The sequence below is a fragment of the Loktanella agnita genome, from assembly GCF_046640325.1.
Taxonomy (GTDB): Bacteria; Pseudomonadota; Alphaproteobacteria; order Rhodobacterales; family Rhodobacteraceae; genus Yoonia; species Yoonia agnita.
This window is the reverse complement of record NZ_JBJMBF010000001.1, coordinates 129,823-148,135: the sequence shown is the minus strand read 5'-3', so window position 1 is coordinate 148,135 and position 18,313 is coordinate 129,823. Positions and strand designations below refer to the sequence as shown.

Sequence of the window (18,313 nt, the reverse complement as noted above, 5' to 3'; positions counted from 1 at the left end):
TACCTGAATCATCAATCGCTGCCTTTCGCCTGCGGCTCAAACTCAATTGGTGATCTGTGATGTTTCAGGTTAAAACCGAAACGCTTTAGTCCCCGGCAAAGGCGCAGAGCGCATGCACATCCATGCCCAATGCTGCAAGCTTTTTGCGTCCGCCCAGATCGGGCAGGTCGATGATAAAGGCGCAGCCGATCACCTCGGCCCCCATCCGTTCGATCAGTTTGATCCCGGCCTCGGCCGTGCCGCCGGTGGCCAGCAGGTCATCAACCAACAGAACCTTTTCACCCGGCTGTAGCACGTCGTCATGAACCTCCATGACTGCCTCGCCGTATTCCAGTTTATAGGCCTGTTCGATGGTTTTGCCGGGCAGCTTGCCTTTCTTGCGGATCGGCACAAAGCCGAGCGAAAGCTGGTGCGCGATGGCCCCGCCAAGGATGAAACCGCGTGCTTCCAACCCCACGACTTTGTCAATCGGTTGGCCCGCATAGGGGTGCAGTAATTGGTCGATGGCAATGCGAAAGCCCCGCGGATCGCTGAACAATGTGGTGACATCGCGAAACATGATCCCTTCATGCGGAAAATCGGGGATCGTGCGGATGTAGTCTTGGACGGTTTTCATCAGTTTACGCTTTCACAAAATACGGCCAGCAACGGCGTCGAGTTTAGAGATCAGGACAGGGTCGCGCTTGTCTGGTGCGGTCATTATCGCATATTCCAGCGCCCGGTCGCAGCCATGCGGGCAGGGCGCGCGAGCGGCCCCAAGAAGGGTGGGCAAGCGCCCGATCAGATCGCGGGCCTTGGTGCCATTGCCTTGCAGGGTCGCGATGATTTCGGTGATGTCCACGGCCCCGTGATCGGGGTGCCAGCTGTCATAATCCGTGACCATCGCGACAGAGGCGTAGCAAATCTCGGCCTCGCGGGCGAGCTTTGCCTCGGGCATATTGGTCATGCCGATCACATCGCAGCCCCAGTCGCGGTAAAGCCTGCTTTCGGCCTGCGACGAAAACTGCGGCCCCTCCATGGCAAGATATGTGCCGCCGCGATGTATGGTGATGCCCGCCGCGCGCCCGGCCTCTCCGCAGGCCTCGGAAAGCCGCGGGCACGTCGGATGTGCGACGCTCACATGCGCCACGCAGCCTGTACCGAAAAAGGATTTTTCGCGCGCAAAGGTCCGGTCGATGAATTGATCAACGACGACGAAATCCCCCGGTGCCATCTCTTCGCGGAACGATCCGCAGGCGCTGACGCTGATGATATCTGTCACGCCAAGCCGCTTGAGGGCGTCGATATTGGCCCGATAGGGCACAGTGCTGGGCGAATGCACGTGGCCCCGCCCGTGACGGGGCAGAAAGGCCATGGCAACGCCATCAAGCGTGCCGGTCAGGATCTGATCCGACGGTGTGCCCCAGGGGCTGTCCACGCTGACCCAAGCCGCATCCTGCAAACCATCCATGTCGTAGATGCCGGATCCACCGATCACGCCGATTTTGGTTTTCATCGTGAACCTCATGTTAATACGTGCCATGTGATTTACCCTGTATACCGCGAATGTGAACCCCGTATGCCGTGCCGATACTGCAACACTGCGTTTTGGGGCTGTTTGCAGGGGTGACAAGACCGGCAGCCTTCGCTAGTGCCGCACTAACAATCCCCGTAATAGACAGGACGATCAATGGCCCGCGCATTACTGGCGAGTTTCGCCGACAGCCTTTCGCTTCGTGACCCGGACGCGCCACTGACGCCATCGCAGATGCGTACAGAGATTTTGTCAGGCCTGACCGTCGCCCTCGCGCTGGTGCCTGAGGCTGTGGCCTTTGCCTTTGTGGCTGGGGTGGAACCGTTGGTCGGACTTTATGCGGCCTTTATCGTGGGGCTGATTACCGCCTGTCTCGGTGGCCGTCCGGGGATGATTTCCGGCGCGACCGGCGCGCTGGCTGTCGTGATGGTCAGCCTTGTTGCGCAGCATGGGGTTGAATATCTGTTTGCCACCGTTGTCTTAATGGGGTTGATCCAGATCGTTGTCGGCGTAATGCGCTGGGGTAAGTTCATCCGGCTGGTGCCACATCCGGTCATGCTTGGCTTTGTGAACGGGCTGGCCATTGTGATCTTTCTGGCGCAGATGGGCCAGTTCAAGGTGCCTGGTACGGCAGAGGCTGTGGGCCATGGCATTGGTGGCGGTGAATGGCTGTCAGGTGCGTCCTTGGCGATCATGCTGGCGCTGGTGGCGCTGACCATGGCGATTATTTGGGTCATGCCTAAGCTGACCAATGCAATCCCTGCACCGCTGGCGGGGATTGGTATTGTCGCGGCTATCGTGATCGGCTTTGGCATTGACGTGCCGCTGGTGGGCGACATGGCCGATATCGAAGGTGGCCTGCCGCCGTTCCATTTGCCCATCGTGCCGCTGAACTGGGAAACCTTTGAAATCATTCTGCCTTATGCGGTGATCCTTGCTGCGATCGGGTTGATCGAAAGCCTGCTGACATTGAACCTTGTGGGCGAAATGACCGGCAAGCGCGGGGGGGCCAGCCAGGAATGTATTGCCCAAGGTGCTGCAAATACGGTGACCGGATTTTTCGGTGGTATGGGTGGTTGTGCGATGATTGGTCAGTCGATGATCAATGTGAAATCAGGTGGCCGCACCCGGCTGGCCGGGATTGCGGCGGCCCTGTTTTTGCTGGCGTTCATCCTGTTTGCCAGTAGCCTGATCGAACAAATCCCGCTGGCTGCATTGGTTGGTGTGATGTTTATGGTGGTGATCGGGACATTCGCCTGGAATTCGCTGACGATCCTGCGCAAAGTACCCCGCACTGATGCGTTTGTGACAATCCTAGTGACAATTGTCACCGTTGCGACGGATCTGGCAACAGCGGTTGTTGTGGGCGTGATCGTTTCGGCGCTGGCCTATGCGTGGAACAATGCGACCCGTATTCATGCCAAGACCTATGAGACGCCTGAAGGGGCCAAGGTCTATCAGATCCAAGGGCCGCTTTTCTTTGGGTCATCCGAAGGGTTTACAGAGCTGTTTCAGATTGCGAACGATCCATCGCTGGTGATCATCGACTTTGATGACAGCCGCGTGGTGGATCAATCTGCCTTGCAGGCGATTGAGGCGATTGCCCAGAAATATGAAAACGCGGGCAAGAAGATTCAGCTGCGGCATCTGAGCCATGACTGCCACCGGCTTTTGTCAAAGGCCGGGCATCTGATCGTGGATAGCGATGATGATCCTGATTATGCGCTCGCGGTGGATTACGGTGTGCGGACCGGGATTATCGGCGGCCACTGACCATCCCTGCGCAACGTTCGGTGGGGGTGCATGCGCAGACCCCACCGAATCGCGTTCATTTTTATGTAAAACAGGCAGAAACGGTGATCGGAAACACATCGGACTTCCGTCGGACTGCTGTGGTGAAATGCGCAGGTTAACGCGGCGCGCGGCGCAAAATGTTAATGCGCCGTTAAGACATGTAAAAATCAGGCAGAGGTCCCGGATCGGGGTCCGGGACTGCGGTGCATGTGGAGGCGCGCTTGCGTCAGCTATCGTCGGGCCGTTGCAGGCTAAAGACCTCGCGGATGACGGAATAATCGCGATAGCCCAACCGGGTGAGCGGGTTGAATTGGGTCACATCGAATTTGCCATCGACGATACAGTTGTCGCGCAGATGCACGCCGGTCACCTCGCCGAAAACCGCAAAATTCGCCTCGCCCGGTAATTGCACGATTTGGGTCAACGTGCATTCCAGCGTGGCGGGTGCATTGGCGACGCGCGGGCAGGGGATTGTTTCGCAGGCGGCTTTTTCCACCCCGGCGAGCGCGAATTCATCAGTGTCCTTTTCCCATGAGCCGGATGTTTGGTTCATGAGATCGCGCGCCGCATATTCCACGATATTCACCGCAAAAACGCCAGTGTCGCGGATATTGGCGACACTGTCTTTGGTATCGCCGCGGTCTTCTTTGGCGCTGGTGGAGGCGAACATGACCTGCGGCGGCACATAGGCGACGGCGTTGAAAAAGGAATAGGGGGCCAGATTGTCCTGCCCATCCTTGCCGCGCGTTGAAATCCAGCCGATGGGGCGTGGTGACACGACTGCGTTGAACGGATTATGCGGCAGGCCGTGGCCATTTTTCGGTTCGTAGAACATCTGGGGTCTTTTCCTTGCTTTGCCGTAGAGTTAGCGTGCCGAAACATTCTTGGCCACATGAAAGAAATATGCAGCAAGCCGCAATACTGTTGGCCGAGGAAGCGGCGGATGACTGGTGGGAGGTCGAGGCGCTTTATGATTTGTGCTTTGCGCCCGGTCGCACGGCCTTGTCATCTTATCGCCTGCGTGAGGGTGTCGCCCCGATTGCACCGCTTTGCCTGACAGCCCGTGATCAGGATGGCATTCTGGCGGGTGCAGTGCGCAACTGGCCTGTTCGGATCGGGGCCGAGACAGCGGTGCTGCTGGGTCCGATTGCGGTGCACCCGACCCGGCAGGGTGAAGGCATCGCGGCATTTTTGATGTGGCGCTGTCTGGAACGGGCCAAGACTGCGGGCTGGCCCCGGATCATGCTGGTTGGCGATGCGCCGTATTACAGCCGTTTCGGGTTTGAAAAGCTGGAAAATATCGCCATGCCGCCGCCGACAAATCCGGATCGTGTGCTGGGAATAGCCCTTGTCGAAGGGGCCTGGGATGGGATCACCGGAGAGGTCACATCCATGCGCGATTGAAATTTCATCGCCGCGCGCCCATCTTATTGCCATGAACAAAGACCGCATCGCGATGAAAGAGATCAACCCGGCCCAGCCGAAACCGCCGCTGACCGATGACGCCCGCGCAGAGATCGCGGCGATTGCCGACCGGCAACGCAGGGCGCGCGGCATGCTGATGACCGCGATCAGTTTCGTGGGGCATCAGGTCGAAGACGGTCTGAAACTGCTGCCGAAATCGGTGCGGGGCCAAGTGAATGAACTGGCCCGGCAGGCGCTGCGCCAAAGCTATGATGTGGCCAGTAAATCGCGCGGGGGAATTGGCGAACGTGTCGAATCTGACCGGATGCACCGTTTCATTGCAGCGCTGACCGGGGCTGTGGGCGGCGTCGGGGGTATTCCGACCGCGCTTGCCGAATTGCCCGTGGCGACCACGCTGATCTTTCGCTCTGTTCAAAGCGTCGCCGCCCAGCATGGTGAGGATCCGCTTTCCGATGAAACACGTATGGAATGTCTTGCGGTTTTCGGCTCTGGCGGGCCGGGGGATGCGGATGATGGGGTCGATACATCCTTTCTGGGCGCACGGTTGAGCTTGTCCGGGGCGGCGGTGAACAAGCTGATTTCGAAGGTGGCCCCGAAATTTGCGGCGGTCCTGTCACAAAAGCTGGCGTCGCAGGCCGTGCCGGTGTTGGGCGCTGCTGCGGGCGCGGGGACGAATTATGCCTTCGTCGATTACTATGTCTCGATGGCGCATGTGCATTTTGCGCTGCGCAGGCTGACCCGCCTCTATGGGGAAGAGGTGGTGATGGATGAATTTCACCGCGCGCTGGCCGCACGGAAATTGCCCTAAACTTGATAGACTAGCCAATCCGCTACGGCCCGCCGCACGGATTGATCGCCATTGGCGATGGATTCATCCATCACCTCCTTGACCTCGTCCAGACTGACCCTGCGCAGCAGATGTTTCACCGGTCCGACAGAGGCGGGGCGCATCGACAGGGTGCGCAGGCCGAGGGCTGCAAAGCAGAGCGCCTCGACCGGGCGGCCAGCATCTTCGCCGCAGAACGATACAGGTGTGTCATGGGCCCCGCAGCGCTGCACGATTTGTTCGAGCAGCGACAGAAAGCTGACATCCAGCGTGTCATAGCGTTTGCGCACCCGTTCATTTTCGCGGTCGGCGGCAAAGAAGAACTGTTTCAGATCATTGCCGCCGATGGAGATGAAATCGACCTCTTCAAAAAACGCATCAGGCGCAAAGGCCAGCGAGGGTGTTTCGAGCATCGCGCCGACTTCGAGCTTTTCGGGCAGTTTGTGACCCAACTTTGTTTCGCGTTCCAGCGCTTTGTCCATTTCTGCTTTGGCGCTGCGGAATTCGTCTAGCTGCGTTATGAAAGGGAACATGACAGCCAATGGCCCGCCGTCTGCCGCGCGCAGCAGCGCTTGCAATTGCATCCGCAGCACGCCGGGTTTGTCGAGCCCTACGCGGATCGCTCGCCAGCCCATCGCCGGGTTGGGTTCGTCGTTGCGTTTCATATAGGGCAACACTTTGTCTGACCCGATATCAAGCGTGCGGAACGCGATCCGCTTGCCGTGAGCGGCCTTGATCACCCGGGAATAGAGCGCGGATAATTCGCCCCGGCGCGGCATCTGGTTGCGGATCAGAAATTGCAGTTCGGTGCGGAACAGCCCCACGCCTTCGGCACCGGACCCATCCAGCGATGGCAGATCGGCCATCAGACCCGCGTTCATCTGCAATGAGATCACGCTGCCGCATTTGGTTTCGGCGGGCAGGTCGCGGATTGAGGCGTAGCGTTCCTGCGCCCTTGTCTGCATCGCGATCTTGTCGCGGAAGGCAGAATGCACGCTGTCATCCGGGCGCAGGTGGGCGATCCCTTGTTCACCGTCAACAAGGATCGTGTCGCCGTTCAATGCCTCGCCCACGATGCCTTTGGCGTTGATCACCAGCGGGATGGCCCAGGCGCGGGCGACGATGGTGGCGTGGCTGCCGACAGAGCCTTCTTCGAGCACGATGCCTTTGAGTTTCTTGCCGTAATCCAGCAATTCCCCCGGTCCGATATTGCGCGCGATCAGGATCGGATTGTCCGGCATTTCTGCCTTGGCATCAGCACCTTGCCCGGTGAGGATCCGCAGCAGCCGGTTTGACAGGTCGTCCAGATCATGCAGCCGTTCGCGCATATAGGGGTCGGTCGATCCCGACAGCCGGGCGCGGGCGTGGGATTGTTCCTTTTCCACCGCAGCCTCTGCCGAGAGCCCGTTTTCCACGTCGGCCTTCATCCGGCGCAGCCAGCCGTCGGAATTGGCGAACATGCGGTATGCTTCGAGCACCTGAATTTGGTCGGCATCGACAGAGCGCGCGCCGATCAGCATGTTATCGACCGCTTTGCGCAGCTCTTCTATCGCGACGTTCAGTCTTTCATGTTCCTTGGCCGGGTCGTCTGAAATCGGATTTGTGACCACAACACGCGGTTCGTGCAGGAACACCTGCCCTTCGCTGACGCCTTCCTGCGCGACAGAGCCGCGTACCATGACCGGTTGCTGGTGCCGCGCAGAGAGGGCAGCCCCTTCGCCGACAAAAGTGCCGAGTTCGGTCATCTCGGCGATGACCATGGCGACGATTTCGAGCGCGTAAATTTCATCCGGGGTAAATTCGCGTGCGGATTTGGATTGCACGACAAGCACGCCCAGCACTTCGCCCAGACGCTGGATCGGGATGCCGCAGAAAGAGGAATATCGTTCCTCGCCGGTTTCGGGCATGTAGCGGAAACCTTTGGCCGCGGGGGCATCGGCGGCGTTGATGACTTTACGTTCTTTGGCGGTGCGCCCAACGAGCCCTTCGCCCAGTCGCATGCGGGTTTGGTGTACGGCTTCGGTTTGAAGACCGCGCGTTGCACAAAGTTCGAGCGTTTCATCGTCCCGGAACAGGTAGATCGAGCAGACCTCTGTCAGCATCGAATCGGCGATCAGATTTACGACGGAATCAAGACGTGCCTGACCTTCATTATCGGCAGCCATTGCTTCCCGCAAACGCCCTAGCAGCTTGCGACTTTCCGTTTCCAAGCTATCAGGCATGGTCCCCCTTTTTGCGGACCGACCGGTATGTGAGTGGGGTCAGCCAGCTTTTTCCAGTTCGAAAGCATCATGTAGGGCTTGCACGGCAAGTTCCATGTATTTTCGATCAACCAGCACAGAAATTTTGATTTCAGAGGTTGTGATGACCTTGATGTTGATCCCTTCGGCGGACAGAACCCGGAACATTTTTGCCGCAACACCGGTGTGGCTGCGCATTCCGATGCCCACGACAGAGACCTTGGCCACGCCTTCATCGGCGACCAGATCGTGAAAGTTGATCTCGCCTTTTTCTTTGGCGTCGTTCATGGCTTTTTCTGCGCGCAGCACCTGATCGGTGGGGCAGGAAAAGGTCATATCCGTGCGCCCCTCTTCCGAGATGTTCTGCACGATCATGTCAACATTGACCCCGGCGTCAGATAGCGGGCCAAAGATCGCGGCGGCGATCCCCGGCCGGTCAGCGACAGAAATCAGTGTCATTTTCGCTTCGTCGCGGGAATAGGCCACACCGGCCACTACGTTGGATTCCATGATGTCCTCCTCATCGCAGACAAGCGTTCCGGCGCTGTCCGATGGTTCTTCGAATGACGAAAGCACCCGCAGGCGCACCTTGTAGCGCATGGCAAGTTCGACCGAGCGGGTTTGCAGGACCTTGGCACCAAGCGAGGCTAGCTCCAGCATTTCCTCATAGGCGATCTTGTCCAGTTTGCGCGCTTTGGACGCAATGCGCGGGTCGGTGGTATAGACGCCGTCGACATCGGTATAAATGTCGCAGCGTTCGGCCCCGAATGCGGCGGCAAAGGCCACGGCTGTTGTATCCGATCCGCCACGCCCCAGCGTGGTGATCCGGCCTTCGGGGCTGATCCCTTGAAAACCCGCCACAACGGCCACCTTCATTCCTTCGCCGAATTTGGCGTGAATGTTGTCGGTTGGGATTTCTTCGATCCGGGCGCTGGAATGGGCGGATGTGGTTTTGACCGGGACCTGCCAGCCTTGCCAGCTGCGTGCGGGGATATCCATTTCCTGGAGCCGCAGTGCCATCAGTCCGGCGGTCACGTTTTCGCCCGATGACACGATCGCATCATATTCGCGGGCGTCATAGAGCGGGGACGTTTCCGCGACCCAGCCGACCAGTTCATTGGTCTTGCCCGACATGGCCGAGACGATGACGATCACGTCATAGCCATTGGCGACCTCGACCGCGATGCGCTTGGCGGCGCGGGCGATCCGGTCCAGGTTGGCGACAGAGGTGCCGCCGAATTTCATCACGAGCGTGGGCATTAGTCTTCCTTGCGGCGCGCGGTGCTTTGATCCGCGTTTCCTTTACTGGCGGTCTGCGGGAAGAGCAATCATTTATAGCGCTTCGCTTTCGGGCCATGTCACGGGCTTAATAGGGGTGCGCTTTGCCATCCCATGTTTCAAAGCAACCGGTTGTGCGAAGCGACAGCGCATCGAAACGGTCCATCAACCCCGCTATGCAGGTTGCGGTGTCAATGTCGGCTGTGTCGCCGCCCATATCCGTTTGGACCCAGCCGGGGTGATAGATGCCAACCGCAATCCCGTCAGCGGCCAGATCGGTCGCAAGGTTGCGCCCGAGGTTGAGCGCTGCCGCCTTGCTGGCCCGGTAGATATAGCTGCTACCCGGTGCGCGAGTATTTGACGCCATCTGGGAGGAGATAATCGCGATTTTTGCTGATCCGGCCCGGCGCAGGGCGGGCAGCAGATGCTGTACTGTCAGAAAGACCCCGGTGACATTGGTGGCAAATCCTTCGGCCCACATTGCGGCAGCGTAACCGGTATCGAGGGTTTCCCCCTTGTCTGGATATATCCCGGCATTGCAGATCAGCAGATCAAGGGAGGTTTCGCCCAGCCTGTCAACCAGCGCCGCGTGAGAGGTCGCATCGGTCACGTCTAACTGCCGCATCGCGCCGTTATCCGCCGCCCGATGGGTGCCTATCACGGGCTGGCCGCGTTGTGCATAACCATCAAAGAGCGCTTTGCCGATGCCCCGATTGGCACCTGTGATCAGAACAGTCATGGGGTGCCTTTGCTACGGGTATCAGTTGGTTTTCTTGCGCGGCACAAAGGGCAGCGGCATCACCGGGATGCCATCATCCAGCAGCTTTTTAGCCTCTTCCATCTTTGCCTCGCCGTAGATTGGGCGTTCGGGGGCGATGCCGTCATGCATGTCGCGCGCTTCTTTCACAAAGCCGCTACCCACATAGTCGGAATTCGCTTCAACCTTTTGGCGCAGTTCGGCCAATGCTGTTTCGCTCTGTTTCGGCGCGCTGATCTGGTTGGAGGTGCTGACCGCAGGTGCCATGATGGATTTTGACACATCGGTCGATCCGCAGGTCGTGCAGTTGACCATGCCGGCAGCCACAAGCTTGTCGAACGCGTCACCGGACTGGAACCAGCTTTCAAAAACGTGGTCCTGATCACACCTGAGATGGAAACGTATCATGGCAGCCTGATATTATTACTCACTAGTTAAATAAGCGTTTTCCGGGCGCAGACAAGGTGGCGTTATAGCACGCGCGGTTGTGGTCGGAAATTTGCAACAATGTGCTTGAGTTCCGGTTCCGACAGTTTCTTGACCGCTTTCTTCTGGCTGAACCATTTGCGTCGGCGCTGATGCTGTTCTGGCCATGTGCTGTGCACGTTGCGCACATGCACCGGGTAGACCATCGCGATAAAGGGCGCCACATTGCCATGCAGCGGTTTGGCATAGCTGTAGGCCCCGATGCATTGATCTGACGAATCCCCCGACAAGCCTGCCTCTTCAAAGGCTTCGGCGGCGGCAGCCTCGGCCGGGGTTTGTTTGTGCATCGGCCAACCCTTGGGGATGATCCAGCGCTTGCGGGTCCGGCTGGTTATCAGGCAGATTTCAATCTTGCCTTTGCGTTCACGCCAGCACAGCGCCCCGAATTGCGCCCGCGCGTCGGTCTTGCGGCCCGCCCGAAGTTTTAGCGGAAGTTGCAGGGCGGATGATTTCGTCATGGTTCCGGTCTCAATCTGCGATACATCCGCATCATGGCAAACCTTATCCTTGCTTCACAAATACCGGCAACCCCACTGCCGCGATTTATCGGGTCCGAGATTTACCGGCATTCAAGCTATGGTGCCTGGCATCCGCTGCGCGTGCCCCGTGTTTCGACGGTGATGGATGTGTCGCGCGCGCTGGGCTGGCTGCCACGGGCGCAGTTTATCACTTCGCCCCGTGCGAAGCCTGCCGCGCTGACGGGTTATCATACCCTGCGCTATATCACGGCCTTGCAGCGGGCTGAGGCGGATCAATCGGTGAGCGAAGAAACCCGCCTGCGTCATGGGTTGGGCACCCCGTCGAACCCGGTTTTCGCTGAAATGTACCGTCGCCCTGCGACCGCCGCAGGGGCATCGCTGTTGGCGGGCGAGCTGTTGGCGAAAGGCGGGATCATCTATTCCCCCGCTGGCGGCACCCATCATGGCATGCCCGATCGCGCCAATGGGTTTTGCTATCTCAACGATCCGGTCCTTGCCATCCAGTCGCTGCGCCGCAATGGCGCGGGCCGGGTCGCTTATGTGGATATTGACGCCCATCACGCGGATGGGGTGGAACATGCGTTTGCCGATGATCCTGATGTCTTGTTGATTTCAGTACACGAAGAAAACCGCTGGCCTCGTACAGGGGCGCTGACCGATTGTGGGGCAGGGCAGGTGTTTAACCTGCCTGTCCCAGCCGGGCTGCATGATGATGATATGGCATTGATCCGGGAGGAGGTGATCCTGCCCCTTGTCAGTGATTTCCGCCCGGATGCAATTGTTTTGCAATGCGGTGCGGATGCGGTGGCCGAGGATCCGCAATCCCGCCTGACCCTGTCGAACAACGCCCATTGGGCGGTTGTTGCTGCTTTGAAGCCGATTGCGCCGCGTTATCTTGTGCTGGGCGGGGGCGGGTATAATCCGTGGTCGGTCGGGCGGTTGTGGACCGGTGTTTGGGCCACGCTGACCGATCAAGCGCTGCCGGACCGCCTGCCGCCCGACGCGCAGGACATATTGCGCGCCCTGCATTGGCGGGGCCCGATGCGCACCCGCCTGCCAGAGGATCACTGGATCACCACCCTGCGCGATGCCCCGCGTTTTGGCCCGATTGCCGATGATGTGCGACATCGTGCCGACGCATTGAAACATCGCGCCCGCGCGTGGGTCTGACCCTTGCGCTGGTCGGCCAAGCGCCGGATAGTCGCGCCATGATGATCCGCCATTTCGCCGCATTGTTTCTGACCTTGCTGGTCCCGCTTTCTGCCGCGCGGGCAGAGGTGTTGGTCTTTGCGGCGGCCAGTCTGAAACAGCCGATGGATGCGCTGGCAGCTACGGCAGATGATGTGGTTGTATCCTATGGCGGCAGCGGCGCTTTGGCGCGGCAGGTCAGCCTTGGCGCACCGGCGGATATCGTGCTTTTGGCCAATGTGGATTGGATGGATCATCTGGCCCAAAGCGGGTTCGTGCAGCAGAACAGTATCGCGGATGTGGCAAGCAACCGGCTGGTGCTGATTGGGTCTGCTGTAATGGATGATGTTGCGCTAGAAACGGTCGAGATTGACCGCGCACTGGCGGGCGGGCGCATTGCGGTGGGCATGACGGGGGCCGTCCCGGCGGGGATTTATGCCAAGCAAGCGCTGACCACACTTGGGCTGTGGCATGCGTTTTCTGACCGGCTGGCCGAAGTGGATAACGTTCGCGCCGCGCTGGCGCTGGTCGCGCGCGGGCAGGCACCCTTGGGTATTGTCTATGAAACCGATTTGCGCGTGACGCCGGGCCTGCGGGTGCTCGCCCGCTTTCCCAAAGGGAGCCATATGCCGATCCGTTATATGCTGGCCCTGACGACAGAACCATCGGGCGAAGCACAGGAATTTGTTGATCTGATCTTGTCGGCACAAGGGCAGGATGCCTTTGCAGCGGCGGGGTTTCTGCCACCGTTAGGGCGTGCTGATGAGTGATCCGTTTAGCCCTGCGGAATGGGGTGTCATCCGGTTGTCGCTACAGGTGGCCATTGTCGCCACGCTTTGCGCGCTGCCGTTGGCGATCTGGGTGGCGCATCTGCTGGCGCGGAAACGCTTTCCGGGGCGGCAGTTGCTGAATGGGTTGGTGCATTTGCCACTGGTGCTGCCGCCGGTGGTGACCGGCTATCTGTTGTTGATCGTTTTCGGGCGACAAGGGGCCGTGGGTGCCTTTCTGTATGACACATTTGGCATCACCCTTGCATTTCGCTGGACGGGCGCTGCGCTGGCGGCGGGGGTTATGGCCTTTCCATTGATGGTGCGCGCGATCCGGCTGGGGATCGAAGCGGTTGATGCGGGGCTAGAGGACGCGGCGGCCACAATGGGCGCGTCGCGCACCCGCGTTTTCACGACAATTACCCTGCCGCTGATACTGCCGGGGATATTGGCGGGTGGCGTGCTGGGCTTTGCCAAGGCGCTGGGAGAATTCGGGGCGACGATCACCTTTGTCGCGGCCATCCCCGGCCAAACGCAAACGATCCCATCCGCGATCTACGGTTTGCTACAGGTGCCGGGTTCAGAACCGGCGGTACTGCGGCTGGTGATTGTTTCGGTCGTGCTGGCGATGGGCGCGCTGCTGGTGTCGGAATGGCTTGCCCGCAGGATGGCCCGCTGATGTTGGAAATCACGGTGCAAAAACGGCTGGGGGATTTCACGCTGGATGTCGAATTCGCGGCCCCTGCGGGTGTAACGGCTGTTTTCGGGCGGTCTGGCTCTGGCAAGACTTCACTGATCAACGCGGTTGCCGGGTTGTTACGGCCAGACGCCGGACGGATCGCCCTTGGCGATACGGTGCTGTTTGATCGGGCGGCGCGAGTCAACCTGCCGGTGCCCCGTCGGCGCGTGGGCTATGTCTTTCAGGATGCACGCCTTTTTCCGCATATGAGCGTGCAGCGTAACCTGCGTTATGGCGGCAGTCACGATGCGGACCGTGTGATTGATATGCTGGGGCTTGCGCCCTTGTTGCAGCGCAAACCGGGCGGGCTGTCCGGGGGGGAGCGTCAGCGCGTGGCGCTGGGCCGGGCGCTGATGTGTGATCCGCAGCTGTTGTTGATGGATGAACCGCTGGCCGCGCTGGACGCGCCGCGCAAGGCCGAGATCCTGCCTTATATCGTGCGGCTACGCGACGAATTGCAGGTGCCTATTCTGTATGTCAGCCACGATGTGTCAGAGGTCGCGCGACTGGCAACCACTGTGGTGATCCTTGACCAAGGCCGTGACGTTGCCAGCGGCCCGGTGGGCGACGTGCTGTCCAGCCCAGAGGCCGTGCCGTTGTTAGGCGTGCGCGATGCGGGCGCGGTGTTGTCTGCCAAAGTGGCGGGGCGGCTGCTGGATGATGGGTTGACCGAGCTCGCCTTTTCCGGCGGCCGGATCATTATGCCGGGGCAGTTTGGTCTGCTGGGTCAACGGGTGCGGGTGCGGGTTCCGGCGCAGGATGTGATCATCGCACGTGAAAAGCCGCAGGGGATGAGCGCGCTGAACGTGCTGTCCGTGACCATCACCGCGTTGGAACAAGGGCGCGGTCCCGGCGTGGCGGTGGGGCTTTTGGCCGGGCGCGATCCACTGTTGGCGCGGATCACCCGGCGCAGTGCCAACCGGCTGGGTTTACAGGTGGGTCAGCAGGTTTATGCGATCATCAAGGCCACAGCGATCGGGCCAGAGGATGTGGGCCGTTAACCGGGCAACGCCTTGCGGATGGCGCCCAGCGTTCGCCTGACCCCGCCGGCGTGCGCGTCGAAAAAATCGGTGATCTGGGCATCTGTGACCGGCGTTGGATTTTGCACTGCGGCCAACAACGCGTCGGGCGTTTGCACGTGGTGGCAGACCCCTGCGGTGATCGCCTCTGTCGCCGGGTATTCGATTGTCCAGATATGCGGGCCGACGATGACGGGCTTTTTCAGCGCGAGCGGTTCGATCACATTATGCGCGCCCTTGGTGACAAATCCGCCGCCGACAATGGCCCGGTCGCAGAGCGCGAGGTAGAAATACATCTCTCCCATACTGTCGCCAAGAAGGACATCAATCTGTGGGTTCGGGTCTGTCGGAATAAGATCGGAATTGAGTAGGACCGAGCGTCGGGCAAAGCGCAGGCCTGCGTCAGTCAGCATTTGCGCGACCTCATCAAACCGTTCCGGCGCGCGGGGGACGTAGACAAAGAAGATGCCCTGCGTCTGCCGGATCATGTCAATATAGAGCGCGTCTTCGCCTTCGACCACGCTGGTTAGGGTGAAGCTGGGGCGGCCTTTGGTCAGTGCTTGCCGTGTCGCTGCTGCTGCGTCCAACCGTGCCTGCGGGATCGGCTGGTCAAAGCGCAGCTCGCCGGTGACATGGATGTTGGGCATACCGGCGCTGGCGAACCGTTCGCGCTGCGTTTCTGATTTGACAAAGCCCCCGGCAAATCCAGCCAGCAACCCGGCCCGCAGGCCCAATCCGGTGGTGTCTTTGGCATAGCTTTTCGCCGGGTATTGCGCGTTGCAAATGAAAAGCGGCGTGCCATGTTTGCGGCAGGCCGCGATCATGCGTGGCCAGATTTCGATTTCCATCACCAGCCCGTATTTGGGCGCGACACGGCGCAGGAAGTGCCGATAGGCAAACCCGTATTCAAATGGCACCCAAAGGACCTGCACTTGCCCGGCGGCGATTTCATCGGCGAATTCGCGCATCGCCTCGCGCCGTCCGGCGGGGGTGAAATGGGTGGTGACAATCGTTTCGCCCTGCGCCAGCAGTGCCCGGATCAGCGGCGTGGCTGATCGCATTTCGCCCAGTGACACGGCATGGACCCAGACAGGGTTTTTCAGCGGGTTGTCATAGCGCCCAAACCGTTCACCGAGTTTTTGGAAATAAAGCGGGTCCTTGCGCCCCCGCCGCCAGAGATAGATCAGGATCACCGGCAGCAGCACCCACCAGAGCACCGCATAGCCCGCCAGTGCGAACCGCATTTTCAGATTGGGAAAGCGTTCAGCCATGTGTCTTGTCCATCAGGCGCAGCAATGCGCTGCAGAGCTGGTTGGTCTGCGCCCCGGCGGCTTTGGTGGCGGTAAGGGCGTTTTGGGCGGTTGTGTCCAGATCCGGCCCGATCAGGGCTTGCGCCAGCGCGTCTGCGTCGCTCACGGCGATGGCCCCCTTTGCCTGCCCCAGTTGGGCGTAGTCGGTGGTGAAGTTACCGATGCGGGGGCCGTGCAGAATTGCTGTGTGCAGGGCGGCTGCCTCCCACGGGTTATGCCCTTCGGTGTCATCGAACGTGCCGCCGATCAGGACCGCCTGGCTGAGCCGATAGATCATTCCCAGATCGCCGAATGTATCGCACAGCCAGATCGGATCCTGCGGGCTGGGTTGCTCTGCGCGGGATCGCATCGGCACGGGGTCGTCTATACTGCCCGCGATGGCTGCCCCGCGCTCCGGAAAGCGGGGGGCGATGATCAGCAATGCGTCTGGGTGGGTCTGTCGTAGCTGCGTATGAGCTGCGAGGGCGTGTGTTTCATCCGCCGCATGTGATGGGGCCACCGCCCAGATGAAACGATCCGCAAGCAATGCCTTGAGTGCGTCGGTTTCTGCCGCATCATGTTGCAGCGCCGGGGCCGCTGGTTTTAGAGAGCCTGTGACCTCTGCGGTGCTGTCGCTGAGCGCGGAGATATGCGCGGCGGTGCCGGTGTCCTGTGCCGTCAGCAAGGCCATCGCGCGGTACAGATCACGGTAAAGGCTTTGCGCGCGATCATGTTGTTGAAAAGACCGTTCGTTCATCCGTGCGGCGATCAGCGCCTGCGGGATGTCACGCGCGGCGATGTCGCTGACGAAGCCGGGCCAGAGGTCCTGCTCTGCCCAGACGCACAGATCAGGCTGGAAATGATCCAAAAACCGTTTGCGATAGGTGGGCGCATCCAAGGGGAGAAACTGGTGGATCGTGCGCGGGGGCAGGTTCGCGGTAAACACCTGTGCCGAGGCGCGCGTGGTGGAAGTCACTAGAAACGACAGATCGGCATCGCGCGCGGCAAGCCCGGCGATGAGCCCGCGCAGGGATAACACCTCGCCCAGTCCGACGGCGTGCAGCCAGATCAGCCGTCCTTCGGGGCGGGGCGCGAGGCCCTTGCCCAGTTTTTCAGGCCAGCGCGTCGCGTCTTCCTTGCCGCGCGCCAGACGTTTGCGCAGCAGCCGCGATGCGATCAGTGGGAAAAGATAGCTGAGCCCTAGATAAAGCCGCAACAGCGGGCCGCGATGCATGTCACCGGGCGACGTCATGAAATGTCTTTTGCAACGGCGCATCCCAGAAACTGTCTTGCCCCAGCACCTCGGCGAACCGTGTGGCCGCGCTGCCGCCGCCAAAGGCATCGTTGCGCGGATAGGATTTGCCCCATTGTTCGGTCAGGAATTGGGCAATGGCGGCGTCATCCGATGCTTCGGCAAAGAAGACAGAGGGCGATTTTGCGCGGTTGGTTTGCCGGGTACCAATATCCAGCGACGGCAGGCCGATAAACGGCGCCTCGCGCACCCCTGCAGAGGAATTACCAACCATGACGGCGGCGTTTTTCATCAGCTCCGAAAAATGGGCGAATCGCATCGAAGGCAGCACCCGGAATTGATTGTCGGGCAGCCCGTCAATCACACCAAAGATATCCGCAGACCCCGGATCATTATTCGGTGCAATCAGCACAAAGTTGCGCCCGGATTTGATCAGCGCACCATGTAGGGCACAGGCCTGCGCGCCCATGGTGGCGGCTTCGGATGTGACGGGGTGAAACACGCTTATGCCGAAGTCATCAAAAGGGATATCGTAGCGCGCTTTGACCTGTTCAATTGTAACACCGGAGGGGCCTGCATGGAAATCAAGCTCTGGCGAGCCGATGCTGTGGATGTTGCTTTCCGCTTCGCCCAGGGTCATGACGCGCCGCGCGGCGTCGTCTGAGGACACAAAGTGATGACTGGCAAGCTTGGTGTTGCAGTGGCGGTAGATCTCGTCAATCGTGCCGGACACTTCGCCACCTTCGATATGGGCGCAGCGAATGTAATTGGTGGCGCAGACCAGCGCGCAGGCCAGTGCTTCGACCCGGTCGCCGTGGATGACCACAAGGTCGGGTTTGTGTTCTTTCACGAAGTCGGAAAACCCCATGACTGTTTTTGCCAGCACCATGTCCTGCGGATCACCCGCCCGCTGGTTGAGGAATTCATGCACTTGCGCGCCGGGCAGCCTGTGCACCTCTAGCTTGGTCAGCCCGTAGCGGTCCAGCATATGCATGCCGGTGGTGAAAAAGCTGATCGCGAACCCTGCCTCTTTTGCGGCGATGGCAAGCGGTTCGAGTTTTCCGAAATCGGCCCGGGTCCCCGTCACAAACAGAATGGATTTTGACATTGTGTTCCAATTCATTGACCTGCCGCAGAGCGACGAAACTGTGCACAGCCAAACTATCGTTGCAGCAGCGGAAAGGAAACTCATCTTGGGCTGTTTTGGTCAAAGAAGCATGGTTTTGCCCCGATTCACCGCCCTTTAATGCCATTCCGTTAG

General features: G+C 60.0%; 18 protein-coding genes. 7 read left to right on the top strand and 11 right to left on the bottom strand.

The window, feature by feature from the left end:
* Positions 1-85 precede the first annotated feature (85 nt).
* Positions 86-616 carry an adenine phosphoribosyltransferase gene (locus ACJ5NV_RS00790; RefSeq protein WP_411641528.1) on the bottom strand — a complete coding sequence of 177 codons (531 nt, stop codon included), beginning with the start codon at positions 614-616 and terminating at the stop codon, positions 86-88.
* 12 nt (positions 617-628) lie between these two features.
* A complete protein-coding gene (locus tag ACJ5NV_RS00785; RefSeq protein WP_411641526.1) occupies positions 629-1,495 on the bottom strand; it encodes an S-methyl-5'-thioadenosine phosphorylase in 867 nt (288 codons plus the stop codon).
* A gap of 174 nt (positions 1,496-1,669) precedes the next feature.
* On the opposite strand from ACJ5NV_RS00785, the gene ACJ5NV_RS00780 reads away from it, so the two are divergent.
* Positions 1,670-3,286, top strand: coding sequence for a SulP family inorganic anion transporter (locus ACJ5NV_RS00780; protein ID WP_411641524.1), 1,617 nt, complete (start codon positions 1,670-1,672; stop codon positions 3,284-3,286).
* A gap of 247 nt (positions 3,287-3,533) precedes the next feature.
* Here the strand turns inward: ACJ5NV_RS00780 and ACJ5NV_RS00775 are convergent, their stop codons facing one another.
* Positions 3,534-4,142, bottom strand: coding sequence for a flavin reductase family protein (locus ACJ5NV_RS00775; protein ID WP_411641522.1), 609 nt, complete (start codon positions 4,140-4,142; stop codon positions 3,534-3,536).
* A 68-nt stretch (positions 4,143-4,210) separates the two neighbouring features.
* Between ACJ5NV_RS00775 and ACJ5NV_RS00770 the strand changes: the two genes are divergently transcribed.
* The gene (locus ACJ5NV_RS00770; RefSeq protein ID WP_411641521.1) at positions 4,211-4,711 is read left to right on the top strand and encodes a GNAT family N-acetyltransferase; all 501 of its coding nucleotides are present in this window, start codon (positions 4,211-4,213) and stop codon (positions 4,709-4,711) included.
* Positions 4,712-4,742: 31 nt separating this feature from the next.
* A complete protein-coding gene (locus ACJ5NV_RS00765) occupies positions 4,743-5,540 on the top strand; it encodes an EcsC family protein (protein WP_411641519.1) in 798 nt (265 codons plus the stop codon).
* Here ACJ5NV_RS00765 and ptsP read toward each other — a convergent pair.
* The 5 genes from ptsP to ACJ5NV_RS00740 all read right to left on the bottom strand — a co-directional run bounded on the left by ptsP (position 5,537) and on the right by ACJ5NV_RS00740 (position 10,777).
* Entirely contained in the window at positions 5,537-7,780 is a 2,244-nt protein-coding gene (ptsP, locus tag ACJ5NV_RS00760) for a phosphoenolpyruvate--protein phosphotransferase (RefSeq protein WP_411641517.1), read from the bottom strand. The genes ACJ5NV_RS00765 and ptsP overlap by 4 nt on opposite strands.
* Positions 7,781-7,819: 39 nt before the next feature.
* Positions 7,820-9,058, bottom strand: coding sequence for an aspartate kinase (locus ACJ5NV_RS00755; protein ID WP_411641515.1), 1,239 nt, complete (start codon positions 9,056-9,058; stop codon positions 7,820-7,822).
* Positions 9,059-9,164: 106 nt separating this feature from the next.
* A complete protein-coding gene (locus ACJ5NV_RS00750) occupies positions 9,165-9,815 on the bottom strand; it encodes an SDR family NAD(P)-dependent oxidoreductase (RefSeq protein WP_411641514.1) in 651 nt (216 codons plus the stop codon).
* A gap of 21 nt (positions 9,816-9,836) precedes the next feature.
* Positions 9,837-10,241 (bottom strand): DUF1178 family protein, encoded by a 405-nt coding sequence (locus ACJ5NV_RS00745; RefSeq protein WP_411641512.1) that lies wholly within the window; start codon positions 10,239-10,241, stop codon positions 9,837-9,839.
* 62 nt (positions 10,242-10,303) lie between these two features.
* A complete protein-coding gene (locus ACJ5NV_RS00740) occupies positions 10,304-10,777 on the bottom strand; it encodes an NUDIX hydrolase (protein ID WP_411641510.1) in 474 nt (157 codons plus the stop codon).
* A 33-nt stretch (positions 10,778-10,810) separates the two neighbouring features.
* Here ACJ5NV_RS00740 and ACJ5NV_RS00735 point away from each other — a divergent pair, with 33 nt between their 5' ends.
* Genes ACJ5NV_RS00735 through modC form a run of 4 tightly spaced genes read left to right on the top strand, consistent with a single transcriptional unit; the run spans position 10,811 to position 14,493 of the window.
* Entirely contained in the window at positions 10,811-11,968 is a 1,158-nt protein-coding gene (locus tag ACJ5NV_RS00735) for an acetoin utilization protein AcuC (protein ID WP_411641509.1), read from the top strand.
* Positions 11,959-12,756 (top strand): molybdate ABC transporter substrate-binding protein, encoded by a 798-nt coding sequence (gene modA / locus ACJ5NV_RS00730; RefSeq protein ID WP_411641507.1) that lies wholly within the window; start codon positions 11,959-11,961, stop codon positions 12,754-12,756. The genes ACJ5NV_RS00735 and modA overlap by 10 nt, the downstream gene beginning before the upstream one ends.
* On the top strand, positions 12,749-13,432 hold the full coding sequence (modB, locus tag ACJ5NV_RS00725; RefSeq protein ID WP_411641506.1) for a molybdate ABC transporter permease subunit: 684 nt from the start codon (positions 12,749-12,751) through the stop codon (positions 13,430-13,432). Before modA ends, modB begins: the two co-directional genes overlap by 8 nt.
* Positions 13,405-14,493: a molybdenum ABC transporter ATP-binding protein gene (gene modC / locus ACJ5NV_RS00720; protein WP_411641504.1), complete on the top strand. Its 1,089-nt coding sequence runs from the start codon at positions 13,405-13,407 to the stop codon at positions 14,491-14,493. The genes modB and modC overlap by 28 nt, the downstream gene beginning before the upstream one ends.
* Here the strand turns inward: modC and ACJ5NV_RS00715 are convergent.
* The 3 genes from ACJ5NV_RS00715 to neuC are packed head-to-tail and all read right to left on the bottom strand — an operon-like array spanning position 14,490 to position 18,175.
* Positions 14,490-15,782, bottom strand: coding sequence for a 3-deoxy-D-manno-octulosonic acid transferase (locus ACJ5NV_RS00715; protein WP_411641502.1), 1,293 nt, complete (start codon positions 15,780-15,782; stop codon positions 14,490-14,492). The two genes, modC and ACJ5NV_RS00715, sit on opposite strands and share 4 nt — an antisense overlap.
* Positions 15,775-17,052: a 3-deoxy-D-manno-octulosonic acid transferase gene (locus tag ACJ5NV_RS00710; RefSeq protein WP_411641501.1), complete on the bottom strand. Its 1,278-nt coding sequence runs from the start codon at positions 17,050-17,052 to the stop codon at positions 15,775-15,777. The genes ACJ5NV_RS00715 and ACJ5NV_RS00710 overlap by 8 nt, the downstream gene beginning before the upstream one ends.
* Positions 17,036-18,175, bottom strand: coding sequence for a UDP-N-acetylglucosamine 2-epimerase (neuC, locus tag ACJ5NV_RS00705; protein ID WP_411641500.1), 1,140 nt, complete (start codon positions 18,173-18,175; stop codon positions 17,036-17,038). The genes ACJ5NV_RS00710 and neuC overlap by 17 nt, the downstream gene beginning before the upstream one ends.
* Positions 18,176-18,313 lie beyond the last annotated feature (138 nt).

Coding starts and splice junctions, on each gene's coding strand:
- ACJ5NV_RS00790 (WP_411641528.1), bottom strand. CDS start 616: ATGAAAACCGTCCAAGACTACATCCGCACGATCCCCGATTTTCCGCAT.
- ACJ5NV_RS00785 (WP_411641526.1), bottom strand. CDS start 1,495: ATGAAAACCAAAATCGGCGTGATCGGTGGATCCGGCATCTACGACATG.
- ACJ5NV_RS00780 (WP_411641524.1), top strand. CDS start 1,670: ATGGCCCGCGCATTACTGGCGAGTTTCGCCGACAGCCTTTCGCTTCGT.
- ACJ5NV_RS00775 (WP_411641522.1), bottom strand. CDS start 4,142: ATGTTCTACGAACCGAAAAATGGCCACGGCCTGCCGCATAATCCGTTC.
- ACJ5NV_RS00770 (WP_411641521.1), top strand. CDS start 4,211: ATGCAGCAAGCCGCAATACTGTTGGCCGAGGAAGCGGCGGATGACTGG.
- ACJ5NV_RS00765 (WP_411641519.1), top strand. CDS start 4,743: ATGAACAAAGACCGCATCGCGATGAAAGAGATCAACCCGGCCCAGCCG.
- ptsP (WP_411641517.1), bottom strand. CDS start 7,780: ATGCCTGATAGCTTGGAAACGGAAAGTCGCAAGCTGCTAGGGCGTTTG.
- ACJ5NV_RS00755 (WP_411641515.1), bottom strand. CDS start 9,058: ATGCCCACGCTCGTGATGAAATTCGGCGGCACCTCTGTCGCCAACCTG.
- ACJ5NV_RS00750 (WP_411641514.1), bottom strand. CDS start 9,815: ATGACTGTTCTGATCACAGGTGCCAATCGGGGCATCGGCAAAGCGCTC.
- ACJ5NV_RS00745 (WP_411641512.1), bottom strand. CDS start 10,241: ATGATACGTTTCCATCTCAGGTGTGATCAGGACCACGTTTTTGAAAGC.
- ACJ5NV_RS00740 (WP_411641510.1), bottom strand. CDS start 10,777: ATGACGAAATCATCCGCCCTGCAACTTCCGCTAAAACTTCGGGCGGGC.
- ACJ5NV_RS00735 (WP_411641509.1), top strand. CDS start 10,811: ATGGCAAACCTTATCCTTGCTTCACAAATACCGGCAACCCCACTGCCG.
- modB (WP_411641506.1), top strand. CDS start 12,749: ATGAGTGATCCGTTTAGCCCTGCGGAATGGGGTGTCATCCGGTTGTCG.
- modC (WP_411641504.1), top strand. CDS start 13,405: ATGGCTTGCCCGCAGGATGGCCCGCTGATGTTGGAAATCACGGTGCAA.
- ACJ5NV_RS00715 (WP_411641502.1), bottom strand. CDS start 15,782: ATGGCTGAACGCTTTCCCAATCTGAAAATGCGGTTCGCACTGGCGGGC.
- ACJ5NV_RS00710 (WP_411641501.1), bottom strand. CDS start 17,052: ATGACGTCGCCCGGTGACATGCATCGCGGCCCGCTGTTGCGGCTTTAT.
- neuC (WP_411641500.1), bottom strand. CDS start 18,175: ATGAATTGGAACACAATGTCAAAATCCATTCTGTTTGTGACGGGGACC.